The sequence below is a fragment of the Spirosoma pulveris genome (assembly GCF_054781875.1).
Genome location: NZ_BAAGTO010000007.1, coordinates 193,465 through 219,108 on the forward strand (window position 1 = coordinate 193,465; position 25,644 = coordinate 219,108).

The window sequence follows — 25,644 nt, forward strand, 5'->3', positions numbered from 1 at the left end:
AACCGCAACCCCCGCCCCTCCGCATGGACTGTCAGTACCTGCCGCTGGCCTCAACCGGCCAGTTTTCTTCCCTGTTCCTTGATTACATTTCCAATAAAGACAGCTTAAAACCCTTTTACGGTCGTTTTCCGGATGTAGCCGCCTTTGAAGGGCAGCTTAGCGACAAGACGTTTGAGGAAGCCAATCGGCGGGTTTTGGTCGATGCGCTGGAACGGCAGTACCAGCACATAACCGTAAAGCCAGACTTTTCGACGCTGCTCCAGCCCAATACATTTACAGTTACTACGGGGCACCAGCTTAATATATTTACCGGGCCGCTTTATATTATCTATAAACTGATCACTACGATCAAGCTGGCACGCAAGCTGAAGGAAACGTACCCCACTTACAACTTCGTGCCGGTGTACTGGATGGCGACCGAAGACCATGATTTTGCCGAAATCAACCATTTTTCGTTGATGGGCAATCAGTATGTCTGGGAAACGGACCAACGGGGCGCGGTTGGCCGGATGAATCCGAAGGAACTAAAAACTCTCTTTGCACAGATTCCGGAGAAACTGGCTCTGTTCGAAGACGCCTACCTGAAACATGACACCCTGGCCGATGCCGCCCGCTACTACGTAAACGAGTTGTTCGGCGCCGAAGGATTAGTGTGTCTGGATGCCGACGATTCGGCCCTGAAACGCGTTTTTTCGCCCGTAATGCGCGACGAGCTGATAAACCAGCGGTCGGGTGAACTCGTGAGCAAGCGAACGGCGGAGCTGGAAGCACTGGGCTATAAAACCGTGATTGCTCCCCGCGACATCAATCTGTTTTACCTCGATGACCAGCTTCGCGAACGGATCGAGCGTAAGGAAGACGGCACCTATCAGGTGTTACATACGAAGCAGACCTTTTCGGAAAGTGAAATTCTGGCACTACTGGACGAACATCCGGAGAAATTCAGCCCGAATGTCGTACTGCGGCCGTTGTATCAAGAGACTATTTTACCGAACCTGGCCTACATTGGCGGGCCATCGGAGGTACCGTACTGGCTTCAGCTGAAGAGCGTTTTCGAGCATTACCAAACACCATTTCCGATATTGATGCCCCGTAACTTCGCGATGTACGTGCCGTCGGTAAGTGCCAAACGCGTTGCCAAACTGGGCCTTACCCCCGAGCAGCTGTTCCAGGACACGCTTACGCTCAAACGCGAGTTTGTCGATAATCATACCCGCCACACGCTTAGGTTCGATAACGAAAACAAGACCGTCAATAAAGCTCTGGACGCTATTCTGCACAAAGCGCAGATGGTCGACCCAACCCTGGAGCGGGCCGTTCTGGCCGAAACAAAGCGGTTTGCCGACGCGGTTGCCCGACTGGAAAAGAAGATGCGACGTGCCGAAGAGCGGAACCAGGAAGTGGGTATCCGGCATCTGCTGGCCGTTAAAAACGAACTCTTCCCTAATGGCAGCCTACAGGAGCGCAGCGAAAACTTCCTGACTTTCCACCTCAACGATCGCCAGTTTCTGCCCAAAATGCTGGACGCTTTCGATCCCTTCGACTACCGAATGCAGCTTTGCTTACAATGAGCCCTTACGTACGCCATAAAAGTTTAGTTTGATTGTCAAAGACGAACCCTCATTGTTCATATAAAGAAAGACATAGTTTATAAAATCGTTGAACACAGCGCACTACTCTCGGTAACCTATGCGTCTCTGTTTGCAATAATTTTATAAATACGTATCCGTCAGGCAGATTGCGGGTTAGTTCAACGTAAACAATTATGACTAAATCGGCGCTCCGCCAAGCCTTGCTTGCCCAACGAAAAGCTCTGACAGCCGATGAGGTAGCTCATCGCAGCGACCTTATTGCCGGTCGCTTTTTTACCTATCTGGAGGAAAACGGCTTCACCGATGCATCTATAATTATACACACCTTTTTGCCCATTAAACGGCATAATGAAGTAAATACCTGGGCCATTATTGAGCCAATCTGGCTGTCGTTTCCCCACATACACATCAGCGTACCGGTTACGGATGAGTACAACCAGCAACTGCTGAATTACACCATTTTTCCCGGCACACCGCTGGTTACTAACCGATTGGGCATTCCAGAGCCCGCCGTTGGAAGCCGGTACGAGACGGCTTTGGAACAGATAAGCATCGTGCTCGTACCTTTATTGGCTTTCGACAAACAAGGGCATCGTGTCGGGTACGGTGGCGGGTACTACGACCGGTTTCTGGCAGGCTGCCGCCCAGATTGCCTCAAAGTAGGGTTGTCGCTATTTGAGGCAGTTGATGAAATCACGGATATTGAACCAACAGATGTGAAGCTGGATTTCTGCATAACTCCCGAGCAGACCTACCGGTTTTAATTTTTAGCTTTTTGAACACAAATCCAACCTAATCGTGCACGAATACTTATTAAATCAAATTTTATTCATTCTTTAATACAATTAATCGTAGTTGTTGCTAACTTTCTTAAAAGAGACAACGACTATGAAAACACTATTCCTTCTGCTCCTTCTAAGCCCCCTTTCTACATGGGCTCAACAAGATCGACTTCCTCCGCCGGTTTCATCTGAAAAGCTCAAACCCATTGAAAGTGAACTGATTCCATCTTACAATGGTCGTTACGGACAGCAGGTAAAAACCCGGTACATGTATGATGGTCTTGACGTTCGTCATGCTAAAGATCTTGGGCAGTACATATTAGCCTCTGGCGATCAGGATGCCATCCGTGAATTCAACCGCTATATCGGTAGTCGACATACGGGTGGATGGTTAATTGCGGGCGGGGTTACATGGGCTATCATTGGCGCGGTCATCATGGGATCGAACGGGCCGGGAAGCGACGGAAAATTCAACACGCAACAGCCTTTCTACTGCCCAACTGGCTCGGTTTGTGGTGGCTCTGGCGGTATGGTGTATGGGGGGCAGGTTGTTAGCTATCAAACCGTTACCGATACGCATCGACAAAATATGTATGCTAAGGGTAGCGTCTTTCTCTTGGGGGGTGCTATTCTGGCAGGTATTGGCTGGGGAATGAATATCCCCGGCCAGCATGTACGCCGTTCGGTTCAGTATTATAACCGTGCCCTCAAACAGCAGGGTATCTCCTGGCGGCTAACGCCTTACTCGTCGCTGTCTAATTCGGGCATTGGCCTGGTAGGGCGGTTCTGATTTTTTTTAGAATATAATTCCTGACCGTCAAAGTTTTACCTTATTTTTGCAGTCCAATTAACCTATGGGGGTTGGTTATTGCCAACATACCCAGTTTTATTAACCAATTAACAGCGGACTTTACGGCACAAACCCGAATGGGCAGCCTGGACCTCCGCATCACACAAAATGAAAATCGCAGTCGTTGGGGCTACTGGCTTGGTCGGTAGCGAAATCCTGAAGGTGCTCGCAGAACGCAACTTCCCCGTGTCAGAACTCATTCCTGTCGCTTCCGAGCGGTCGGTTGGTAAACAGGTCGAGTTTAAGGGTAAACAGTACACGGTCGTAAGTTTTGCCGACGCGATTGCAGCCAAACCAGCCATTGCGATTTTTTCGGCCGGTGGCGGTACATCGCTTTCGCTGGCCCCTCAGTTTGCCGAAGCCGGTATTACCGTTGTCGACAACTCGTCGGCCTGGCGCATGGACCCGACCAAAAAACTGGTCGTTCCGGAAATCAACGCCGTTACACTGACGCCCGAAGATAAAATCATTGCTAACCCAAACTGCTCGACGATTCAGATGGTGGTGGCGTTGAAGCCGCTTCACGATCGGTACAAGATCAAACGCGTAGTGGTATCGACCTATCAGTCGGTAACGGGAACGGGCAAAGCCGCCGTCGATCAGCTTTTTGCCGAACGTACCGGACAGGAAGGTGTTGAGAAAGTATACCCGCATCCCATCGACCTGAACGTACTGCCCCACATCGACGTCTTTCTCGACAATGGCTACACCAAAGAAGAGATGAAGATGGTGAATGAGACGAAGAAAATTATGGGCGACGATTCGATTCAGGTGACCGCCACCACGGTTCGAATCCCAACCATCGGCGGCCACTCGGAAGCGGTGAACGTTGAGTTTGAAAACGAATTTGAACTGAGCGAAGTCATTGATTTACTGACCAATGCCGAAGGCGTTATTGTACAGGATGACCCAAAAAACAAAGTGTACCCAATGCCGCTGACGGCTCACGGGAAAGACGAAGTGTTTGTTGGCCGAATCCGTCGCGACGAGAGCCAGCCTAAAACGCTGAACATGTGGATTGTGGCCGATAACCTCCGCAAAGGAGCGGCTACCAACGCCGTTCAGATCGCCGAATATTTGATGAAGCATAATCTGGTCGAAAGCGAAGAAGTGGCTGCGTAACCATTCTTCCCGACTATTTGCCTAAAGTCCCGTTTGGCTTACTGCCGAACGGGACTTTTTGTGTAGATTGACGTTAGTAAAGTTCAAACAGCTTCTGTCTATTTGAACCCGGTTAACGCACGTTCCCGATGACACCAGTTATTCAACTCCAGAATATTCATAAAGCCTACGGGTCTACCCTCGTTCTGAAAGGCATTGACCTGAGCGTTTCGTCCGGCCAGATTGTGGGCTACATCGGCCCCAATGGAGCAGGTAAATCGACAACCATAAAAATCCTGATCGGGATGCTGGCCGACTTTGCCGGTGAGGCAAGGGTTCTGGACATGGACGTTAAGACACAGTCGCTGGACATCAAACGCCGGATTGGCTATGTTCCTGAAAATGCGGCCCTTTATGATACGCTGACGCCCATGGAGTACCTGCAGTTTATTGGACAGTTGTATGCTTTGCATCCGGCAGATATTGACCGGAAAGCCCTCGACCTGCTCCGTCTGTTTCAGCTCAGCGATTATGCCGGCGCCCGCATGACGACTTTTTCGAAAGGGATGCGCCAGAAAGTGCTGCTTATTTCGGGGTTGCTGCATAACCCCGACGTCATTTTTCTGGACGAACCCCTTTCGGGTCTGGATGCCAACGCCGTTGTACTGGTCAAGGAGATTATCCGGCAGTTGGCGGGCAGTGGCAAAACCATCTTCTACAGCTCGCACATTATGGAGGTGGTGGAGAAGATCTCTGACCGAATCATTATCATCAACCAGGGGCAAATCGTTGCCGACGGTACCTTTGCCGAGCTACAGCACCAGCGCCCCGAATCCCTCGAACAGTTATTCGCCCAACTCACCGGCAGCGATGGACAAACGGGTATTGCCGAAGAGTTCATTCATACGCTCAGTAACTAGATGAACTCATTGGCGTGACGACTTTATGACGACACTTATTCTTTGGCTTCTCGACCACATCCAACCGTTATTCCGGGCGCTGGGTGCCGATTATGGCCAACTGCGGGCTATCGTACAGGTGAAACTGACGATGGACAACCGGCGGAACATCGCTAGCCTGGGCCGCTACGGCAAACCATCGGCAGAAAACAACAATAATTTTGGGCGCATCCTGCTTATCTACACCTTTGTTGGTGGAATAATCAGTTTGGGAATGCTGGTCATTCCTCCGCAGGAGAGCCTGTTCTTTCCGCTTACCCTTCAGTTTTCGTACATCATGGCCCTCTGCGCCATGACGCTTATCTCAGATTTTTCGGCGGTCATTCTGGATTCGTCCGATAACCAGATCATACTCCCCCGACCTGTCGGTAGCCGGACACTCTGGCTGGCCCGCGTCGTACACATTACCAGTTATTTGTTTGGAATTGCCCTGTCGTTGTCGATTGGCGGTATTCTGATTGTCGGGTATCGATTTGGTCCGCTGGCGGGGCTGATGTTTCTGACATTGAGTTTACTGTCGGCGGTGCTGATGGTCTTTCTAACCAATGTCTTTTATCTGGTACTGATGCGGTTTATCAGCGAGGAAAAGCTGCGCGAGGTCATCAACTATTTCCAGATCCTGATGGCGGTACTTTTTTACGGCGGTTACCAGATTCTTCCTCGTCTGATCGGCTCGCAGGACACCCTGTTGCGGGTTGTTGAACACCAGGGATGGCATTACCTGGTTCCCCCGATGTGGATGGCAGCTACTGTCGATATGTTCGTCAAACCGGTATTGGATACTAATCACCTGATCTTTGCCGCGCTGGCCCTGCTGATGCCCATTGCGGGTCTGTGGTTCATGAACCGGTTCCTGACCACCGATTTCACCCAACGATTAAGCGGCATCGATGCCGAAAGCCGACCCGAAGCTACGGCTTCTTCCGCGCAACAGTCGAAGTCGAGCCAGACTGGCTGGCTGGAGCAACTGTCGACTTGGGTAACGACAAACTCACTGGAGCGGGCAGCCTTTGCGTTTACGTGGCGCATAACCGGCCGGGACCGTAAGTTCAAACTGAAAACGTATCCACAGTTGGGGTTTGGACTGGCTTACGTGGTCGCCATGTCTTTCCAGGGGGGAAGCCTCGGCTCAGCGGGCTTTTTTTATCTCTTCGCGCTGTATTTTGCCGGTCTGTACGTCATGGTGGCACAGTACCAGCTGGGCATTTCCGACAACTACAGGGCTTCCTGGATATACGGCAGTGCTCCCGTAGAAGCACCGGGCGATGTACTGGCGGGATCACTGAAAGCCCTTATTATAAAGCTGCTAATACCTTTTTACGTCATTCTGGCGAGCTACATCCTGTACCGCTATGGTCTCGACAAAATCAGCGATGTGTTGCTGGCTTTTAGTAATTCGCTGGTCATGCTCGTTAGCTCGGCCCTTCTTTCGACCCGGTACATGCCGTTTTCAGTAGTTCCCGACGCCCTTAAGCAGAACAACACCGCCCGTGGCCTGTTGACCAGCCTTATTCTGGCAGTGATCGGCTTTTCACATTACGGCCTGACGCTTATACCCTATGGCGTCTGGATAGCAACTCCACTCTCGATGGGTGTATTCTTCCTGTTGCTTCAACGTTATAAAAAGACCCCCTGGAGTGCCATTGAAATGGGCTAACCGAAACAACGCTACCAGCCAGGTAAGTACTAATCAACTATTATTTACACAAAAACCCTCTTCATCATAGCGGAAGAGGGTTTTGCTACGCTTAATCAATTGATAAATCCTGATTTGACGGATTTTCGTAGATTGCTAAGGGTGAACGAGTTAGTTGCGATCCTGATGTAAAAATTGGCAGCTACGTTTCGGCCGGACAAAGCCCCCTATCTCTCCACGCTAATCAATGGCACTCATGGTATTCATATTGGTTGCAAGCGGTATCATCTACCTGGTCGTCGACACGACAAACAAAAGGGCGTTTAGAAAGAAGCAGTTGCTGGAAGCGTATCAGCGGGCGCTGGCCAGCGGCAATAGAGGTCATGCATCGCTGGCGGGCCGGGCTTATTACAGCTATCTCCGCAACGGCATACCCACCCTTGCCGACGAAACGACGATTTTTAACGACATCGTTGCGATGAAGTAACAAAAAGACCGGCAACTACCCGCGTTACGGCACCTGATCATTCATGGTTACGTATTATCGGTACTCGCCAGCGCCCAGTAGATAAGGACTGGCTGAAAAAACAGGCGGCCAAATCGTTTGCGGTCCGTATCCAGCCCGAAGGCGCTACGCCCGTTTAGGTACTGCGAAATATTACCGGGGAAAACTGCCGTAAAAAAAGCAGCGGCTGCCTTTCCTACTACCTGCTGGTGTTTTTCGTCCGTCAGCACCAGGCTACTACCCAGTGCAATTTCGGCGAAACCGGAGTACAGCACCGTATCATCCTTCGGCAGGGGTACCCAGTCCGGGACCTGCGCCCTGAAGGCTTTCCGAGCAAAGGTTAAGTGGCTGATACCCGCGTAGACCAAGGCACCTCCTAAAACAATCCTCGCTAATTTTTTGGCAGTTTTATCAGTCATGATGTCGTATGTTAAGCTGTTAGTCGATTGATTATCAGACCGGCCCGTTTTGACGGGAGCACGTTGGCCCGTAATAATCCGCTAATACATCAACTGCGTTCTACCAAGAAGGTTTGCCGAAGCCGTCGCCGTGGGGTTGGTCAGTTCGTAAGCTAGACCACCGGTTTTGTCCTGACAGAACGGGATAAAACCTGCTTACACCTGTTCGAACAGTTGTTCATAATGCGCCGATGGCAGAAGAATGCCGCCACTTTCGGTATAAAACGATTGATCGGTGGGGTACACGCCCTGTTGAGTTTTGGTCCAGCTGGCACCCGCTTTGGGATGATAGCTCATGAGCTTATCCCAGTTTTTAAAGTACTGATGCCCGTTCGTTTCCTGCAAGCCAATCGTTACGCCCGGAAAGGGGGGCAGACGAGCCGCCACGTTCTTATTCCAGTCCACCAGGATAGGATTGACGGTCAGATCGGCGCAAAAGCAGGGTACCCCTTTTTCGTAAGCCAACTGCGTAATTTTCATGGTCATGCTGAGGGTCTTGGCAATAGCTTTGACCGCAATGGCCGAATACCCCTGCTGAATTCGGATGGCTGCATCTTCTACGGTATGCGCACTTTCGTCGGCGGCAATCCGAACACCCAGTTGCCCGACAAATTCCTCATTTCGTTCTTCGAAAGGCTCTTCGATAACCGCGATCTGATCGAAGGCCCCAATCTTTTTGGCATGATCCAGAAAACGAAGCAGCGTTTCCTTCTTCTCGTAGCGCCCGTTGGCATCGAAGTAATACGGGATTTTGCCGCTTTTGGTATAAGGCGTTTCATACTGCCCGATAGCTTTATGCACCGCCGTCAAAAACGCGATGTCTTTCTCCAGCATTTCGGCCTGCGTTCCCGCCGAGCCGGTTTTTAGCTTCAGGATAAAATAGCCTTTGTCGGCTGCCGCCTTGATCGTATCGGCCGTTGTTCCTACGCTGAACGACGGAATACTGGCCACTTTGGTATGTTTGTAGGACAGGCCCGGTCGGTATTTTTCCGGAATCATGTCGTCGAAACGCATCAGTTTGTTTTCCTGAGCGTACAACAGCCAGGCGGCATTGTCGACGCTGACCAGTGCGTTGAGGGCAAACGTCTTTCGCAAGTCCGGATTACCGGTAATTTTTTTGGCGTAGGCGTAGACTTCGGGGAGCAGCTCATCCAGCAGATCAACCGGGGTGGTGAATGAATTTCCTTTCATGAGTTGCAACGCCCGATCCGTTATGGCATACATGAGCGCATTGCCAACCCGCTCCGAGTGAGTCGCAAACACTTTCGCATCCGACCACAACACCCCCTGCGTACACAAGCCGACTTTACGAATCCCCGATTCGCTTTCGAGCAGGGAAGCCGTTTGCCAGCTTTCTGTGATGGCACTGCCTTTAAAGCGGTATGGATTGAGCGGCTCGCGCTCAAAATTGGAATCGACCCGCTTGATTCGGATAGAGACCGGAGACTGCCCGACCGATGGGTTCTTACTCAAATCGGCTGTAAAACCAGTCATGCCAGCCGCTACCAATGAACTTGCCGACTGAATAAATTCCCGGCGGTTAAGCAAGTCGTTGTCACCTGATTGCGTCGTCATGAGAAACGTGGCGGCCATTAACTAACCCGCTGCATCAACAAACCGATCAGGTCGCTTAAACTACCCAATCTTAAACCAACGCGTGGCGTTTCGGCCCTTTAAGGCCGGGCCAGCTGCCGAATCATTCCCTCAAAAATATACCCGTGAAAAGGCAGTACGGCGTACCAGTACAACCGGCCCCAGATGCCCAAAGGCCGAAACGTGGCCGTTTGCTCCAGGGTATTATCGGCATGAAGCCGGAACTCCAGCCAGGCCTCGCCCGGTAGTTTCATTTCGGCGTATAACAACAATCGTTTTTGCGATCGGCTGGCTAACAGTACCCGCCAGAAATCCAGGGCATCGCCCGCCTTGATGCGGCTCGGACTCCGGCGCCCCCGGCGCAGGCCTACCCCACCCACGACCTGGTCCATCAGCCCCCGCAGTGCCCAAAGCCAGTTGCCGTAATACCAGCCCGTTTGTCCGCCAATGGACCAGATCTTATCCAGTGTCCGCTCGCCGTTGGCAACCCTGATCCGGCGGTGGTCTTTAAAACAGCCTTTCACCGGCACTTCAATATACTGAGCCAGACCTTTGTGGAGAACCGGGGTAGCCAGGGCATCTTTCCAGCTGGAGATCACTTCATTCTGTTCAATCTTATCAAAGGCCATGGATATGGCTTCTTTGTAGGAAATCAGTTCGATGCCGAGCAGGGTGTGCAGCTTATTGGCCGAACCTACCACTTCTACCTTCATGCTGTCTACCAGATGGCAGGCGAGTGGATACGACGTAGCCGTCACAAAATAAAGCCAGTACGACGACAGTTTGGGCGTCATGACCGGTACCACCACAATGGTGCGTTTGAGTCCTCTTACCTGCGCAAACTGGAGGAGCATTTCCTTATACGAAAGCACATCGGGTCCGCCAATATCATAACTGGCCCGGTAGGTTTCGGGGCGAAGCAGTACACCGGCCAGAAAAGAAACCACATTGCGGATGGCAATGGGCTGGCAGCGGGTATGCAGCCAGCGGGGAGCAACCATGACGGGTAATTTCTCGACCAGATCGCGAATAATCTCAAAGGAAGCACTGCCCGATCCCACAATGATTCCTGCCCGCAGGGTGGTTAGGGGTATGCCCGCCGTAGCCAGAATGTGCTCTACCTGCTGGCGGGATTGTAAGTGTTTCGACAACTGAGGCTGATTAACAATGCCGCTTAAGTAGATGATCTGGCGAGCACCGGTTGGCCGCAGGGCTTCCACAAAATTCTGGGCGGCAATGGCTTCCAGTTGGGCGAAATCGCCGGTTGGCGAGGCCATCGAGTGGATCAGGTAGTAGGCCGCGTCAATGTCCGGGGGAATGTTCCGAAGCGTCTCCTGCCGGAGAAAGTCCACTTCAACGAGCTGAACGTTGGGCGAAGCGAGTTCCGGGGCCTGAAATCGAAGCTTGTCCCGAACGCAACAGATCACATCATGGCCGTCCTGTAGCAAAACAGGCAGTAATCGCTGGGCAATGTAGCCGGTGGCACCCGTCAGCAGAATCTTCATTTTCCCCGAATTGTGGACAAGACTGTTCATGCCCCTTTGTAAGGCTGACGAACCGGCTGTGAAACGCAAAAGTTTATGCCACAGTGATTTGTTTTGTAAAGACTATGCCGGGAGTACGTTTCTACTCATTTCAACTGAAGGGTGTATTCACCGTTTCGTTTGCTCAACCGGTCTTACTCGTCTGTGGCGAACCGTTTGGGCTTTATTTCAGCGCAGTTTTATCGGGGCAGCGCCGGAAGTGGTACCTTTCTAAACTATTCCGTTTGGGAGAGCATAGCTCATTATCAGACGGCCTTCGCCAAGCCGGAACTTCACAAAAAGCTACCGGCTTATCCGGATGGGACGGTACGGTAACCAGTCCGCATCTGTTTCATCAAGTGGTCATCCAAACTGTGTGCGTCGCTTAGCGGCTGCGGCACGTCAACATAAAAAAGCAAACATGAAAAACACAATAGCAGTAGCTGGTGCAACGGGCGATATGGGCGAACGAATTGTCAGGGCTTTAGTAAATCGGGGTGCCGACGTTCGTGCTCTGGTTCGTGCCAGCAGCAGCAACACCAAAATTGCCGGACTTGAAAAAATGGGCGTTCAGGTCGTCAGGCTCAGTACCTGGACCATCCACGAACTAACGGACGCCTGCCGGGGCGCTTCCTGCGTCGTGTCGGCGTTGTCGGGCCTGCGGGAAACGGTCATTGATGCCCAGAAAGTACTGCTCGATGCAGCTGTGGCGGCTGGCGTCCCCCGCTTCATCCCGTCCGACTACTCAATTGATTTCACCAGACTACCGGCCGGCCGGAACCGCAACCTGGATTTAAGGCGGGAATTTCATGCCTATCTCGACAAGGCGCCCATTGCCGCCACCACGATCTTCAACGGCCCCTTTGCCGATATGATCACGGGGCAGATGCCCATTATTCTCTTCAAGCTGCACCGGGTGATGGTTTGGGGCAACCCCGACCAGCGCATTGATTTCACCACCAAGGATGATACAGCAGCCTTCACCGCGAGTGCGGCTCTGGATGACTCGACGCCCCGCTTTCTGCGCATTGCCGGTGATCAACTGAGCCTTCGGGAGTTGACAGCGGTGGTGAGTGAGGTGACCGGGGAGACCTACAGCGTATTACGGCCGGGTGGGCTGGGGGCGCTCAGCACTGTTATTTCCATTGCCCGTTTCGTAGCCCCCGGTGGAGACGACCTCTACCCGGCCTGGCAAGGCATGCAGTACATGCGGGATATGCTGGACGGACGGGGTAAGGCTACTGCCATCGATAATGATCGCTATCCGGACATGCGCTGGCATACCATCAAAGACGTGCTGACCGGGTTCGTAGCGAGCGGGAAGCCAGCCTGACGTTACCCAGTACCAGAAAAGGAGAGACTAGGTATCAACAGAAAGGCCTGTGTGTCGGTGATGCGGTTAGTTACTCGACAAGTTTTTGGTTGATGTTCACATTTTTGAGCGTAAACCCCTTGACGACCGTTTTGTCAATAGCCGCATTTTTACTGTCGATTACCAGGTTCTCGAAGGTAAAATTAGAGAGCTTGTTGTGCTCCGAAGGCGCAACGTCGAAGAAGGTATCGCAGGTAAGCTCAATATTTTTAAGGCTTATATGGTCGGAGTAGGATAACGGCACGTCCGGACGCCCCTGTAAATCAAAAAATTGTGTCCAGGGCTTCACATACAGCAGGCTATGGGCCTGACCTTTTATGTTTTCGACCCTGATGTATTCATACAGTTGGGGTGTATCGGGCCGCATCTTGAGCCACAATACCCGGCTGGCCTCACTTACGTGACAGTTTCGCATAATAACGTTTCGATTATGAATCGCTTCACTGCCGCAGGTAAGTGCCGAATGGCAGAAGCCAAATTCACAATCCTCAATGATGATATTAGTATTGGCTCCGTTGCCGGGCTGCCGGTCGGCCCAGGGGCCTTTGCCTCCCTTGAGGGCAATGGCATCATCATTGACCGACATGTAGCACCCTTTGATAAGCACGTTTGTACAGGCGTCAATGTCAATGGCATCCGTACTGGGTGCTTTCACCGGCTGGTAGGGCGAATAGATGTGTGCATCGATCACTTTTATGTTTCGGCACTGATAGTAATGGCTCGTCCAGAAACCTGAATTATGCAGTTTTACGTCCTGAACCTGCACGTTGTTGCATTTCCAGACAAAAACCAGTCGGGGACGGGAAACCTCCAGGTTTGTGCAGTTCGGATTTTCTTTTCGTCTGGCCCAGAATGCTTCCCAGAAACGTAAGCCATTGCCATCAATCGTGCCTTTTCCCGAAATGGTAAAACCATCGACCTCGTAGGCATTAACCAGTGCGGCAAAATAATCCAGATTCTGTCCTTCCATCCGCGACGGCAGTTTGGGGTAGTCGGCAATGTTGTTCGAGCCTTTGAGAACGGCCCCCCCCACTACGTGTAAATGGGTTTTGGGCCTGAAAAATAAGGCCCCGCTCATAAACGTACCCTTGGGGATTACGACCACGCCCCCACCCTGGCGGGCAGCCGCGTCAATCACCTTCTGAATGGCTTTTGTTTGTACAAGAATACTGTCCGATTTTACCCCATAGCTTGTAACCACGTAGCGCTTGCCGAGTTGATCAGGATTAACTTTCCGGACTGTCGTAAACCAGCTGCCGATTGGGCTTCCGTCCGGGAACGAAGCTTTCTCCGCCTTTTGCGCACGAAGCGGTCCACCCATCAACACCGCACATAGCAGGGCAATTACTTTTGTTTTCATACTCCTTAGGGACTACCGGCCCAAGTTGCCGTTTAACGGGCAATATACCCACTTCTATCTGTTCGTCTTTCCTGCCCTTTCCTGTAATTAGGGTTAACCGGCAGACTCACAAGGGAGCCGGATCAGTAAGTCTGTCCATCTGAACGATAGCCGTTCATATATACCGTTCAAGCTCTTAAAAAACGGGAAATTTCCCGTTTTTTAAGAGCTTGATTGCCCTTTACTTACGAGCCACGAATACCTGCGATTAGGTAATTACGTCGTTTGTTGATACACAAGCCCTGGCACGTTGGTTTTGAACCGAACCGATTACGCAGTCTGAAAAGGAGACTTGCTTAATTAACAGTTTCAATACAAGTAGCAGATCGCTGCATTTGCAAAAAGCATTCATTCACTCTACCAATAGAAAAATGCCAAAAACACAAACGATTCGAATTCTGGGAATAAACCCGGACAAGTCACTTATATTGTCCGATAATGGCATCACCCGTGTATCTCGTGGCGATACGGTACAATGGATTATAGGTCCCGGCTCCGGCGTTTCGGCAATTACAGGCATTCAGCGTACTTCCACAACCAATGTATTCAGCCCCGATCCAGCTCCGATAGGCGGTTCTTCAATGTGGCGGGGTCAAATTGATTCAGGGCTTCCTATTCCTTCCGAAGAAGAGTATTGCATACATTACATATCGGCAATTGACAACATAGAGCATAAGTCCGACCCAAAAATTCAGGTTGACTCCTAGCGTCTACACACACTATGCATGCTAATGGTAAAGCCTGTTATTTAGTAATAGGCTTTTTTTTCTTCACTGTTTTTTATGCTGCCGGCCAGAATCAGAAGCTGGCGGATAGCCTTGCTACTGTCTATCAAAAAGATACGCTGACAGGTGACGCCAGGCTGGATCTGCTCCGGAAACTGGCCTTTAATGAAGTAACCGATCTAAAATTAGCCCTGAAATATGCCGAAGAACTAATTCGTCTATCCTCGCAGGCGGGCAACTACACGTTTCTGCACAGCGGTTACCTTCAAAAGGGCAATAAAAAAAGGTTGCTTGGCAATTTAGATGAAGCCCTGGAGGCCTACATAAAAAGCGCAGAAGCAGCCGGCAAAATAGGCTATCTTTCAGGTGAAGGAACGGCCTATATGTCCATTGCTGATCTGTATTCCATTTCGGATAATCACACGAATGCGATGAATTATTACGATAAAGCCATCGCAATCCTTCGGAAATCCGACAACAAAGTCCTTCTGGGTTCTGCCATTTTAAATGCGGGAGACGAATTTCTCAATCATAAAAACTACAAATCGGCTCTGCTGTACTTTCGGGAATCGGGTAAGATTTTTGATGAGGCCAACTACAAAATCGGGAAAGCTTACAATCTGGGCAACATAGGCATGGTATACGCCAACACGGGAAAAAATGCCCTCGCCGAGCAATACATCAATAAAGCCATTCAACTGCTCGACGAATTAGAGGACTTTTACCCCATCTCTGTCTATCTCCTTTCTATGTCGGATATCTACCTTGAGAAAGGAGATAAGCGCATTGCCCTGAATTACGCCATGAGAAGCCTAACGCTGGCTCAACAGTATGGCCTTAAACAACAAATCAGTAATGCCGATTTGAAGCTCTCGGAGATTCATGAAAAGGCGGGCGATTTGGGTAAATCTCTGGCTTATTACAAGGATTACATTGTGTACAGAGACAGTGTCAACAACGTCAAGGCCGTCCAGAAAATGGCTGACCTTCGCACTGATTATGAAATTGCGCAGAAGCAGACCGAAGTGGATTTACTCAATCAGGAAAAAAAGAACCAGCGCATTGTCCTTATTTCACTCTTCATCATCCTTGGTTTGCTGGCGGCCCTGCTGAGCTTTATCATTTATGGCTATGCCCAAAAGCAAAAAGCAAATACCGTTCTGCAACGCCAGAAAGAAGAGATCAATCAAAAAAGTCTTCTTCTCGAAGGGTCGCTGGCCGAACTCCGGTCTACTCAAACGCAGCTGATCCAGAAGGAAAAGATGGCGAGTCTGGGTGAGCTAACCGCCGGTATCGCCCACGAAATCCGGAATCCGCTCAATTTTGTCAATAACTTCTCCGAAGTCAGTATCGACCTCATTGGCGAACTTAAGGATGGCCCCTTTCAATTACTTCCCCCAGCCGAAAAAGCCTATACTGACGATATTTTAGCGACCCTGACACAAAGTCTCCAGAAAATCAGTCATCATGGCGGGCGGGCTTCGGCTATTGTCAATGGCATGGTAGAGCACTCGCGCAGCGGTACAGGAGAGAAACGCCCCACCGATCTCAATGCGTTAGCCAATGAATACCTCAAGATTGCTTACCAGGGCATGCGTGCCAAAGACGTCCATTTTACCGCTGAACTGAAAACGGATTTCTGGCCCCGGTTAGGGAAGGTCGACATGATCCCTCAGGAGATTGGGCGAGTTTTACTGAATCTGTACAACAATGCCTTTTATGCAGTTAAAGAGAAACGGAAAACTACGCCCGATACCTATCAGCCAACCGTAACCGTTACCACTGCCCTTATCAGTGGCTATGTCCAGATTCAGGTAAGCGACAACGGAACAGGTATCCCCGCCCTCGTACAGGACAAGATTTTTCAGCCTTTTTTCACAACCAAACCCACCGGCGAAGGAACTGGTTTAGGCTTGTCGCTTTCGTACGATATAGTTACCAAGACCCATATGGGCACCTTATCGGTAACGAGCGAGGAAGGGGAAGGAACAACTATTACCCTTCAATTTCCCATGGAAAGTCAACCTGCTTAGACGCATAAGTTAACTAAAACCGGCTGCACAACGACTCCTCCCGTACCGGTGGCTATTCCGAGCTGAATTTCGACGGAGTCCTCGCCTTTTCCGGATTGGTCAGAGATTTAAAATCGGGCGGTCATTGATTTCCCTTACTCAATGGCTACGTTTACCGGGAAGCGGACACCCCCACCGGCATATGTTTGGTGGTTAGAAACTGCGCGGTAACAATCCGGCATACAGATAACTAAATGGGAGCTTAAGCGCTAGTTTTTAGCGAGTTACGTAGTCATATTTAGGTCAGCTAACCACCCGAAACATATGCCTACACAAGTAACCCTTAACCAGATACTACAGCTTGCTCCCAATGCCCGGTCGAGCTACCGGAACGCAATTGCCAATGGACAAGCCGTTCTGGACGAATTTAAGATCAGCCAATCCAATTTGCGCGTAGCGCATTTTTGGGCTCAGATCATGCATGAGTCAGATGAGCTTACCGTTCAGGTCGAGAACCTAAATTACAGCCCGAAGCGTCTGCCTGTTGTCTGGCCTAAGCGTTTTAAGCCAAAAGGGCCTTTAGAGCCTACTCTGTTTGCCTTTAACCCCCAGAAATTAGCCAATGAAGTCTATGCCGGGCGTAATGGCAATACAGCACCCACGGATGGCTTCACGTATCGCGGACGGGGCCTAATCCAACTAACGGGAAAGGGCAACTATAAGGCGACGACCACCCTGCTCAGGAAAACATTCCCCGATGCACCCGACTTTGTTATTAACCCGGACGGCGTCATCAGCACAGACTGGTGCCTGAAAATAGCGGCTGCCAAGTGGTCCAGCCTGGGTTGTAACGAACTCGCCGATAAGGACTCGATCACACAGGTGACACAGGCTATCAACGGCGGACAAATTGGTATTGAAAAGCGAAGACAATGGCTCGAAAAAACCAGGGCTATATGGGGCTGATCAAGAACGTTTGGAGAATCTTCGGCCCGGGAACAGCCGGGCTGGGACAGCTTTTGTCGCACGAGCACTTTTTACCTCAACCTTACTCAACTCTTTTTGCAACACAGTTTTGCACCAAAGGCCCTAAAACAAAAAACGGTCTGTAAATTTTAAATTTACAGACCGTTGATAATGTGCCGAAGGCGAGACTCGAACTCGCATGTCCGTAAAGACACACGCCCCTGAAACGTGCGTGTCTACCAATTTCACCACTTCGGCAGGTACGCTTTCCCCGTGTTGGGAGTGCAAAGATAAGGCGTACAAACCCGATTGCACAAGGATTTTGTCTAAATTTTTTTCTACCCTACCGTACAAACAGCATTCGTTCGCCGGGCTGATCGGTTACGAAGCGGCCGTTTTCATACACGAGCCTGCCCGAAACAATCGTATGGGTTACGCTTGCCTCAAAGGTATGGCCCTCTAACGGCGACCATCCGCATTGATACAGAATGTTTTCCTTCGAAACCGTCATCGGCCGGGCCGGATCGACCAGAACCAGATCGGCCCAGTAGCCTTCACGAACATAGCCACGCCGGTCGATCTGAAAACAGTCGGCGGGAGCGTGACTCATTTTGCGGACCATGGTTTCGATGGATAGCTTACCCTGCTTTACAAAATCAAGCATGAGCAGTAGTGGATGCTGTACCAGCGGCAAACCCGCCGGCGCCTGCCAGTAATGCTGTTGCTTTTCAGCCCAGGTGTGGGGCGCGTGGTCGGTTGCAATGATGTCGAGCCGGTCGTCCAGAAGCCCGGCTAGTAAGGCCTTTTTATGGTACGGGGCTTTGATGGCGGGATTGCACTTGATCTGATTGCCCAGCGTAGCGTAGTCTTCGCTGTCGAACCAAAGGTGATGCACGCATACTTCGGCCGTTATGCGCTTTTCGGTCAGCGGTATGTCGTTTCTAAACAGCGCCAGTTCGTCGGCAGTTGAGATGTGCAGGATGTGCAGGCGGGTGTTGTGTCGTTTTGCCAGCTCAACCGCCATGGATGACGACCGCAGGCAAGCCTCTTCGTTCCGGATCAGCGGATGCAGACCGGCGGTTGCGTGATCGCCATACTCTGCTTTGTAGTGGGCCAAATTAGTCCGAACCGTGGCCTCGTCTTCACAGTGAGTGGCAATAAGCATCGGACTTTCTTTGAACAATTGATCCAGCACCTGTTCATTATCGACGAGCATATTCCCCGTCGATGAACCCATGAATACTTTGATACCACACACATCGGCGGTGTTGGTTCGCAGTACTTCGTCGAGGTTGTCGTTCGAAGCGCCCATAAAAAACGAGTAATTGGCCAATGAGGTATTGGCTGCAATGGCGTATTTCTGTGCGAGAAGTTCCTGCGTCAGGGCATTTGGAACAGTGTTAGGCATTTCCATAAAGCTGGTCACCCCCCCCGCCACAGCTGCCCGGGCTTCCGACCCGATTGTGGCTTTGTGTGTCAAACCGGGCTCCCGGAAATGCACTTGATCGTCAATGACACCGGGCAGCAGGTAGTTGCCATCAGCGTCAATGATTTTATCAGCATGAGCATCTGATAAGCCAGAACCAAGCTTAGTTATAAATCCATCATTTATTAAAACATCAGTGTCAATAATTCTGTTTTCGTTTACTAATCTGGCGTTTCGTATCAATAATTGACTCATATCAGAAGACTCTATTCAATTGTGAAGTTTTGTTCGCCTGCTTTACATGCCACACACTTCAGTATCTTCTTTGTGTCTGGCCCGCGCGGTTGACGTATCCCGTTGCAAACTTAGTAACAAAGTAGATTTATTAGTAGAGTTGATAGATCTAACGCCCCTGCGACGGACTTTGACAGCTACTTATCGTAACAGGTTCATGAGCAACACTTTCTTAATCTGCTCGTAGATTACTTTATGCCCTTTATCATTCGGGTGAATACCGTCACCACAAAGCAGTTCCGACTTAAATAAATTCTCTGAGTTTGCTACAGGATCGAAAATATTGACAGCCGATGTGCCGTAATTTTTTAGAACCAGGTCGCGTTGAAGAAGGTATTTTGCTGTGGCTGCGGCATTTAATTTACGGGGAATGGGGGTTGTAATGAGCACACGGGCTACCCCGGCAGCCAACGCTTTGTTCCTCACTATATTAAAATTTGTGATGATCTCATCAACGCCATATCCAAATAACACATCATTTGTGGTAATGCTGATGATCAGTGTCGTTGGTTTTTCCTTAAGCGCAGCCGTCAGATTACGAAGGGTATCTGCAGCTGGCCGATTGGCTGGATGACTGGAATGTGTGGGTAAAATCTGATAGCTGTTGTAGCCTCCTTTGGCAAGGTTTACAACACGGCCAATTGAAAATCGTTTGGTGAGTAATCCTGCCCACGAATTTCTATACTCTGAAGCGCCCCAACCTTCGGCAGTAGATGAACCAAGGATAACGATTGTTTCCGTATATGGCTTCCTGGTTCCGCTTTTATCTACGGTTGTTGTATCAACAGCAACGGGTGATACGGTGGTTTGGGTACAGTTTGAAAGAAAAGCTACTAAAACTAACAGAAGTAAATTTTTTTGCATAGTTGACAAACAGAGGGTGAACATATTCCCTACAAATCTAATCAACTATGCATTCACTTAAGCAAAAATACCTAATGATAATTTCTTCATTTAACTATTTTTTAACAAACGGGCCGCTTCCTTGGCAAAGTACGTCAAGATAACATTTGCTCCCGCCCGCTTGATGGCCATCAGCGACTCAATCATGGCGCGCTCACCATCGAGCCAGCCATTTTGCGCGGCTGCCTTAATCATGGCGTATTCACCGCTCACGTTGTAAGCTGCAATGGGCAGATGGAAATTATCATTCAGCAGTTTGATAATATCAAGATAAGCCAGAGCCGGTTTCACCATCAGAAAATCGGCCCCTTCCTCAAAGTCGAGCTGGGCCTCGATAAGGGCCTCCCGACTATTGGCGGGGTTCATTTGGTACGTCTTTTTGTCGCCAAACTTGGGAGCCGAATCCAGCGCATCGCGAAAGGGTCCATAAAAGGCACTAGCGTACTTAGCCGCATACGACATGATGGCAACCTCGTGGAATCCACCTTCGTCCAGCACCTGACGCAGGTAACCCACACGCCCATCCATCATATCCGACGGACCAATGATGTTGGCACCTGCCTGTGCCTGTGCCAGTGCCATTTTGCCCAGAACTTCGAGCGTTGGATCATTCAGGATTTTTCCGTTCTCAACAATACCATCGTGCCCATCGGAGCTGTAAGGGTCCATAGCTACGTCGGTCATAATCACCACTTCGGGGAAACGCTCTTTAATAGCCCGAATGGCGGTTGGGTACAGGCCGTCGGGGTTGTAGCTTTCCGTAGCGTATTTATCTTTTCGGGACTCGGGAAGGTTAGGAAACAGATCGAATGTTTTAACACCAAGGTCGACGCACTCCTGTATTTCATTGAGCAGCAAATCGAGCGAATACCGATAGATGCCTGGCATGGACGATACTTCCGAGCGAACATTCTGGCCTTCCATGATGAAGACCGGTAGTATAAAATCAGTGACCGACAGGCGCGTTTCCTGCACCATGTCGCGAATAACAGCCGATTGGCGGTTCCGACGCGGACGACGTATTAGGTTCATTTGGCTTTGAAGTTGGTGGAGTAAGTGTGCTACTCACTACACGATTAATTTAAATCCTTCGCCATGCACATTCACGAGCTGAACTGCGGGGTCTTCCCGGAGGTACTTGCGCAGTTTTGTCACGTACACATCCATGCTTCGGGCGTTGAAGTACGAATCATCCCCCCAAACCATTTTCAGGGCAAAACTACGACTGACCGGTTGATTCAGGTTTTGTGCCAGCAGTTTTAATAACTCCGATTCCTTACTGGTTAGTTTCTGCGGGGCCAATTCCTGATCATTAAGTGAGGCATCGTCCGTGGTTCGGGAGAGCAACTGGTGGGGGTAATCGAACGAAAACGAGCCAATCCGGTACGTAGTAGGCTCGGCCGATTCGGTGGAGCGCTGGTATCGGCGCAGGATTGCCTGAATCCTGAGCAGCAGTTCCTCCATGCTGAAGGGTTTTGTCATGTAATCGTCGGCCCCGGCCTTAAACCCCTGAATAGTATCCTCCTGCATGGATTTGGCCGTCAGGAAAATGATGGGTACATCACGATGGTCCATACGCACTTCCTTTGCCAGCGTAAATCCGTCCTTCTTGGGCATCATCACGTCGAAAATACAGAGGTCATACTTACCCGCCATGAATAATTGCAAGCCCTGATTACCGTCGGTTGCCCGGTCGGTTGGATAGCCTTTCATCGTCAGGTATTCCTGCACTAACTGACCCAGGTTCGGATCGTCTTCAACAAGCAAAATCGTTGGCATAAGTTTAGTGATTGGTGGAGTGGAGAACGAGTGAAGCAGGTCCGCGAATTTGTTTTTACTACACCACTTATTCCCTTACTTCACACTATTTCTTGTTTATAGGGTATAATGACTTCGAATGAACTGCCTTTGCCGGGCTGGCTGTCGACCATGATCTGGCCGTGGTGTTCATCGACCATTTTCTTTACATAGCTGAGTCCCAAACCAAATCCTTTTACATCGTGCCGGTTGCCGGTGGGTACCCGGTAAAATTTCTCAAAAATTCGGTTAGTCTGCTCTTTCGTCATGCCCATCCCCCGATCAGCGACGGTAATGCTTACTCCCGGAAGCGTGGCGGCTGCGCCGGGCACCGCCGATACATCGGGCAAACTTCGTGTGCTGATGGTGATGTGCGGACTCTCGGGCGAGTATTTCAGCGCATTATCGAGAAGATTATAAATAATGTTGGTCAGGTGCAGTTCATCCGCTTCTACCACTTCACGGTCGGCATCGAAATGCAGGTCCACTTCGCCCCCTCGCTGCTCGATTTGAAGCCCTACGTTGTTCAGCACTTTTTCGATGACGTCGTGCACATTCACGGACGACAGATTGAGCTTGATTTCGCCCCGATCCAGCAATGCCATTTGCAGCACCTTCTCGACGTGCGAGCCCAGCCGCCGGGTTTCGTCCCGAATGATACCCATATACCGCGATAAACGCCCCGTCAGTTCGTCGCCCAGGGGGCCGGGCGTTGGTTCGTTGGCCCAGGTGCCCTTCCCCGCGTTCATCTGTTCCTGCGCCATCTCAACCGCCAGCGAGATTGTCGAAATTGGCGTTTTGAACTCGTGAGTCATGTTATTGATAAAGTCGTTCTTGATGTCGGCCAGCTTTTTCTGCTGAACGATTGTACTGATCGCAATGTAAAAACAAGCCAGAATAACGAGAATCAGCACGACCGATGCCCCAAAGGTGAAACCCAGCCGACTCAGAATAAACTGCTGCTGGGTCGGAAAATAAACGTAGACATAGTTGCCTCTTTCCATCAGGTTAATTGGAAAAAGAGCTGCTTTATAGCCATTTTTATCAAACTGCTGTGCATCAATACCAAGAGACGTAAATAGAAATTGAGGGTGCTGGCGAGTTCGAACGGCGTAGGCAAACGGAATATCGATGCCTCGTTCGGACAGCGACTGCCGTAGCAATGTATCGAGTGCCAGCCGATTGATGCGTTCTTCGATCGGGCGATCCGACATCAGAAGGCCTTTCAACACGTCTTTAATCCTGTGCGACTGTTCCTCGGCCCGGTTCTGACTTACGCTGGCGGGACGGGTGGGCAAACCGGGCTTTAACGTGGCAACCCCATTGCCCGACTGTGTTTTTCGCTGTTGCGCGGCCCGACGCAGCCGGTTTTTGGCCGCCCGAACCGATGAGTCCTGCCCGGCCTGATGCCCCATCTGATTATTGATACGGGTTAATTCGGTGTTGAGTACATTTTCGACCCACTGGTCAAACTGTTGCTGCTGGGCTAGTTGAGCCTGCCAGTCGCCTACAGCCATTAGTTCATCCTGCTGCCGAAAAAACTCTTCAACCACCACCATCTGTTCCGCCGAGAGCGGCCGAACGATTGGGTGTAACACATCAGACTGAACAACCATCGTTCCGGCAGCCGTCATTCCGGGCGGCAAACCATACCGGGCCGCCAATTGGTCTGTTGATGCTTGCCGGGCACGTTTGGTTTTGACGAGGGGTGTGGTTTTTGAAGGTCCGCCGACGGGCTCACCAGTTACCTTAGGCACCGCCCGGCCTTCTTTCTTGGCAATGGCCATCAGGCGGTCCTGCTGTTGGCGGGCCTTAACGCGTTGATTTGTCTGGTAATAAACCTCCTGGCGCTCCAGTGCCCGGACAACCTCCTGCAGGGCGTCCGTCACTTTGTAGGCAAACTGTTCTTTTTGTAGCTGTAAGGCGCTGCTGATCCAGTACAATTGCAGCCCCACCAGCCCTAAAAGACCAATGGCCATCAATGCGACAATCCAGCGTATGCGTTGTTTCGACATTTTTTTACTCGCTCATGCAACCTTTAACCAACTTTATCATCTATTGGGAAGTGGGCTCAAGGTTTAGTAAAAGTACGAACCGGCCCCGCTACACATTGGCTCGTTAACAAACTTTAACAAGCCCTGTATCAATCAGTTTAGCAACCTATCGTTCTTTCGTTTGCAACTCATTTTTACCATGAAAAAAACAGTATTTGCCGGGTACCAGTTCGCATCGGCCCTGTTGCTGGCCGTTGTGTTTAGCGGGAATGCCCTTGCTCAGAAGCAGACCGGCCCAACTCAGAAACCAGAGAAAGGAGAAGTGAACGTCCGCATCATCGAGCGTAACGGCGGTGAGGTGCGTGAAATTGAACGTACCTACCGGATGGATGGAATGACAGACCCGGATCGGGATAAGCTGGTCATGAAACTGGTCGACTCCCTGAAAGCGACCCGTACCGATGGCGGCAAACGCCAGATGACCATTATTATCGAAGATGGCGCTGGTGACCGTGTCGTTACACGCGAGCGGGTTACGCCTAACAAACGACGCACACCAGCCGATGCGTATGCCCAACGGAACAGAGGGCCCCGGAACGATCAGGATTTCTGGAACAACCAGACCTGGCGGTATGAATTCCGGCGCGGAACAGATTCTTTAGCCGATCAGCTTAACCGGTTAAAACTAACGATCCCCCGTGATTTCGATCGGCAGTTGGTTCGTCCGTTTGAAGACTGGGCCCGGAATGTTGGCGGTAAACCGTCTACCATTCGTGGGCTGGATGCCTTCCCCAACAATCCGGATCGCGACCAGTTGAACGTCCGATTTACAGCCCCTGCCAAAGGCGATGTGAGTATTATTGTGACTAACCCAAAGGGGAAAGAAGTAGCGCGTCGGGATATTAAAGATTTCTCCGGCGAATTTGTCGGGCAGATCGATCTGGGCAAAAAGGCACAGGGCGCTTATTTTATTACCGTTACCCAGAATGAAGACGGTGCGGTGAAGCGGGTCATTGTGGACTAGTGGTGTACGTGGACTTAGTGGAGTAAGTGAAGTGCCGTGGTGTCGGGTCTGACGGGGCTGGCGTTCCAGGATCCGACACCACGATTCAAAAAATATTTTTCAAAAATATAGTACTATGTATTGCAAGATACCAAACTAAACCCATATCTTTGTATTGTTATTAGAAACCAAAGGTCATGAAAACTCTTCTCGTCATCGGCATTTTACTCGTGGGCATCAGCGGACAGTCGTTTGGCATGGGGCATCCACACAATATGTTTGCAGCCCGGAAGCAGATGCGGGCGAAGTCATCCGTGTCGGCAGCCAGGCACAAAGAAACTGCTTCGACCTGCTGGCAGCAGACGGTTCAAACAACAAAACTAATCATCAGCGAGCGCCTGATCGCTGCGCTCACACAGGTACGGCCAACCCGTCCCTACTGATTCCCGTTCAGCCCTGTCTGTCTATCAGGTTCATGTCCTGAAACTACTCATGCATCCTCCGCTTTTCAAGCAGTTCAGTAAGGCGGCCACCGTAGTTTATCTGTTTTTTCCCTGTCTCAATTCGTTGTCAGCCAGGCACCAGCTGTCCTTGCCTTGCCCATCATTGGGCTTTTTTCATTTCTCCTCTTTCCGCTTCATTTTGTTCTTTCTGTAGGCTAGCTGATGAGCTTGTTGCAGCCCCATTTTCAGCCAATTTTCAGAGGCATTTCCAACGGCAAATTCTTCCAGCGAGCCGACTTTGCGTTTGTGCT

The 25,644-nt window shown here is 50.6% G+C and carries 23 protein-coding genes and 1 tRNA gene; 14 read left to right on the forward strand and 10 right to left on the reverse strand.

Translation table 11 applies throughout. The features are described from left to right. Positions 1-23 precede the first annotated feature (23 nt). The 7 genes from bshC to ACYVJM_RS22155 all read left to right on the forward strand — a co-directional run bounded on the left by bshC (position 24) and on the right by ACYVJM_RS22155 (position 7,407). Positions 24-1,571, forward strand: a complete 1,548-nt coding sequence (gene bshC / locus ACYVJM_RS22125; protein WP_461150409.1) for a bacillithiol biosynthesis cysteine-adding enzyme BshC — start codon at positions 24-26, stop codon at positions 1,569-1,571. A 194-nt stretch (positions 1,572-1,765) separates the two neighbouring features. Continuing rightward, positions 1,766-2,356, forward strand: coding sequence for a 5-formyltetrahydrofolate cyclo-ligase (locus ACYVJM_RS22130; protein ID WP_461150410.1), 591 nt, complete (start codon positions 1,766-1,768; stop codon positions 2,354-2,356). Between the two features lie 124 nt (positions 2,357-2,480). Then, positions 2,481-3,164 (forward strand): hypothetical protein, encoded by a 684-nt coding sequence (locus ACYVJM_RS22135; RefSeq protein WP_461150411.1) that lies wholly within the window; start codon positions 2,481-2,483, stop codon positions 3,162-3,164. Positions 3,165-3,332: 168 nt separating this feature from the next. Continuing rightward, entirely contained in the window at positions 3,333-4,346 is a 1,014-nt protein-coding gene (locus tag ACYVJM_RS22140; RefSeq protein WP_461150412.1) for an aspartate-semialdehyde dehydrogenase, read from the forward strand. 128 nt (positions 4,347-4,474) lie between these two features. Then, positions 4,475-5,245: an ABC transporter ATP-binding protein gene (locus ACYVJM_RS22145; protein ID WP_461150413.1), complete on the forward strand. Its 771-nt coding sequence runs from the start codon at positions 4,475-4,477 to the stop codon at positions 5,243-5,245. A gap of 25 nt (positions 5,246-5,270) precedes the next feature. Next, the gene (locus tag ACYVJM_RS22150; RefSeq protein WP_461150414.1) at positions 5,271-6,941 is read left to right on the forward strand and encodes a hypothetical protein; all 1,671 of its coding nucleotides are present in this window, start codon (positions 5,271-5,273) and stop codon (positions 6,939-6,941) included. A gap of 235 nt (positions 6,942-7,176) precedes the next feature. After that, on the forward strand, positions 7,177-7,407 hold the full coding sequence (locus tag ACYVJM_RS22155) for a hypothetical protein (protein WP_461150415.1): 231 nt from the start codon (positions 7,177-7,179) through the stop codon (positions 7,405-7,407). Between the two features lie 47 nt (positions 7,408-7,454). Here ACYVJM_RS22155 and ACYVJM_RS22160 read toward each other — a convergent pair whose 3' ends face one another. The 3 genes from ACYVJM_RS22160 to ACYVJM_RS22170 all read right to left on the reverse strand — a co-directional run bounded on the left by ACYVJM_RS22160 (position 7,455) and on the right by ACYVJM_RS22170 (position 10,981). Further along, on the reverse strand, positions 7,455-7,844 hold the full coding sequence (locus ACYVJM_RS22160; protein ID WP_461150416.1) for a DoxX family protein: 390 nt from the start codon (positions 7,842-7,844) through the stop codon (positions 7,455-7,457). 195 nt (positions 7,845-8,039) lie between these two features. Next, entirely contained in the window at positions 8,040-9,377 is a 1,338-nt protein-coding gene (locus ACYVJM_RS22165) for an enolase C-terminal domain-like protein (protein WP_461150558.1), read from the reverse strand. Between the two features lie 179 nt (positions 9,378-9,556). After that, positions 9,557-10,981, reverse strand: coding sequence for an SDR family oxidoreductase (locus tag ACYVJM_RS22170; RefSeq protein ID WP_461150559.1), 1,425 nt, complete (start codon positions 10,979-10,981; stop codon positions 9,557-9,559). Between the two features lie 183 nt (positions 10,982-11,164). Here ACYVJM_RS22170 and ACYVJM_RS22175 point away from each other — a divergent pair, with 183 nt between their 5' ends. Together ACYVJM_RS22175 and ACYVJM_RS22180 are read left to right on the forward strand one after the other, a co-directional pair. Beyond that, entirely contained in the window at positions 11,165-11,335 is a 171-nt protein-coding gene (locus ACYVJM_RS22175; protein ID WP_461150417.1) for an antibiotic biosynthesis monooxygenase family protein, read from the forward strand. A gap of 85 nt (positions 11,336-11,420) precedes the next feature. Beyond that, positions 11,421-12,332: an NmrA family NAD(P)-binding protein gene (locus ACYVJM_RS22180; protein ID WP_461150418.1), complete on the forward strand. Its 912-nt coding sequence runs from the start codon at positions 11,421-11,423 to the stop codon at positions 12,330-12,332. 70 nt (positions 12,333-12,402) lie between these two features. Here ACYVJM_RS22180 and ACYVJM_RS22185 read toward each other — a convergent pair whose 3' ends face one another. Further along, on the reverse strand, positions 12,403-13,731 hold the full coding sequence (locus ACYVJM_RS22185) for a rhamnogalacturonidase (protein ID WP_461150419.1): 1,329 nt from the start codon (positions 13,729-13,731) through the stop codon (positions 12,403-12,405). Positions 13,732-14,141: 410 nt separating this feature from the next. On the opposite strand from ACYVJM_RS22185, the gene ACYVJM_RS22190 reads away from it, so the two are divergent. From ACYVJM_RS22190 to ACYVJM_RS22200, 3 genes are all read left to right on the forward strand, one after another. Next, positions 14,142-14,477, forward strand: a complete 336-nt coding sequence (locus ACYVJM_RS22190; protein WP_461150420.1) for a hypothetical protein — start codon at positions 14,142-14,144, stop codon at positions 14,475-14,477. A 14-nt stretch (positions 14,478-14,491) separates the two neighbouring features. After that, on the forward strand, positions 14,492-16,528 hold the full coding sequence (locus tag ACYVJM_RS22195; protein ID WP_461150421.1) for an ATP-binding protein: 2,037 nt from the start codon (positions 14,492-14,494) through the stop codon (positions 16,526-16,528). A gap of 303 nt (positions 16,529-16,831) precedes the next feature. Next, a complete protein-coding gene (locus ACYVJM_RS22200) occupies positions 16,832-17,473 on the forward strand; it encodes a glycoside hydrolase family 19 protein (RefSeq protein ID WP_461150422.1) in 642 nt (213 codons plus the stop codon). Between the two features lie 174 nt (positions 17,474-17,647). Here the strand turns inward: ACYVJM_RS22200 and ACYVJM_RS22205 are convergent. The 6 genes from ACYVJM_RS22205 to ACYVJM_RS22230 all read right to left on the reverse strand — a co-directional run bounded on the left by ACYVJM_RS22205 (position 17,648) and on the right by ACYVJM_RS22230 (position 23,908). Beyond that, positions 17,648-17,731, reverse strand: a tRNA-Leu gene (locus ACYVJM_RS22205). Between the two features lie 85 nt (positions 17,732-17,816). Then, on the reverse strand, positions 17,817-19,154 hold the full coding sequence (locus ACYVJM_RS22210) for a dihydroorotase (protein WP_461150423.1): 1,338 nt from the start codon (positions 19,152-19,154) through the stop codon (positions 17,817-17,819). Between the two features lie 180 nt (positions 19,155-19,334). Beyond that, complete coding sequence (locus ACYVJM_RS22215; RefSeq protein ID WP_461150424.1) at positions 19,335-20,057, reverse strand: SGNH/GDSL hydrolase family protein; 723 nt, start codon at positions 20,055-20,057, stop codon at positions 19,335-19,337. A 90-nt stretch (positions 20,058-20,147) separates the two neighbouring features. Next, the gene (gene hemB / locus ACYVJM_RS22220; RefSeq protein ID WP_461150425.1) at positions 20,148-21,128 is read right to left on the reverse strand and encodes a porphobilinogen synthase; all 981 of its coding nucleotides are present in this window, start codon (positions 21,126-21,128) and stop codon (positions 20,148-20,150) included. Between the two features lie 36 nt (positions 21,129-21,164). Further along, on the reverse strand, positions 21,165-21,875 hold the full coding sequence (locus tag ACYVJM_RS22225; protein ID WP_461150426.1) for a response regulator transcription factor: 711 nt from the start codon (positions 21,873-21,875) through the stop codon (positions 21,165-21,167). An 80-nt stretch (positions 21,876-21,955) separates the two neighbouring features. Continuing rightward, on the reverse strand, positions 21,956-23,908 hold the full coding sequence (locus tag ACYVJM_RS22230; protein ID WP_461150427.1) for a sensor histidine kinase: 1,953 nt from the start codon (positions 23,906-23,908) through the stop codon (positions 21,956-21,958). Between the two features lie 178 nt (positions 23,909-24,086). On the opposite strand from ACYVJM_RS22230, the gene ACYVJM_RS22235 reads away from it, so the two are divergent. After that, complete coding sequence (locus ACYVJM_RS22235; protein WP_461150428.1) at positions 24,087-24,911, forward strand: T9SS type A sorting domain-containing protein; 825 nt, start codon at positions 24,087-24,089, stop codon at positions 24,909-24,911. Between the two features lie 176 nt (positions 24,912-25,087). Further along, entirely contained in the window at positions 25,088-25,333 is a 246-nt protein-coding gene (locus ACYVJM_RS22240) for a hypothetical protein (RefSeq protein ID WP_461150429.1), read from the forward strand. Positions 25,334-25,644 lie beyond the last annotated feature (311 nt).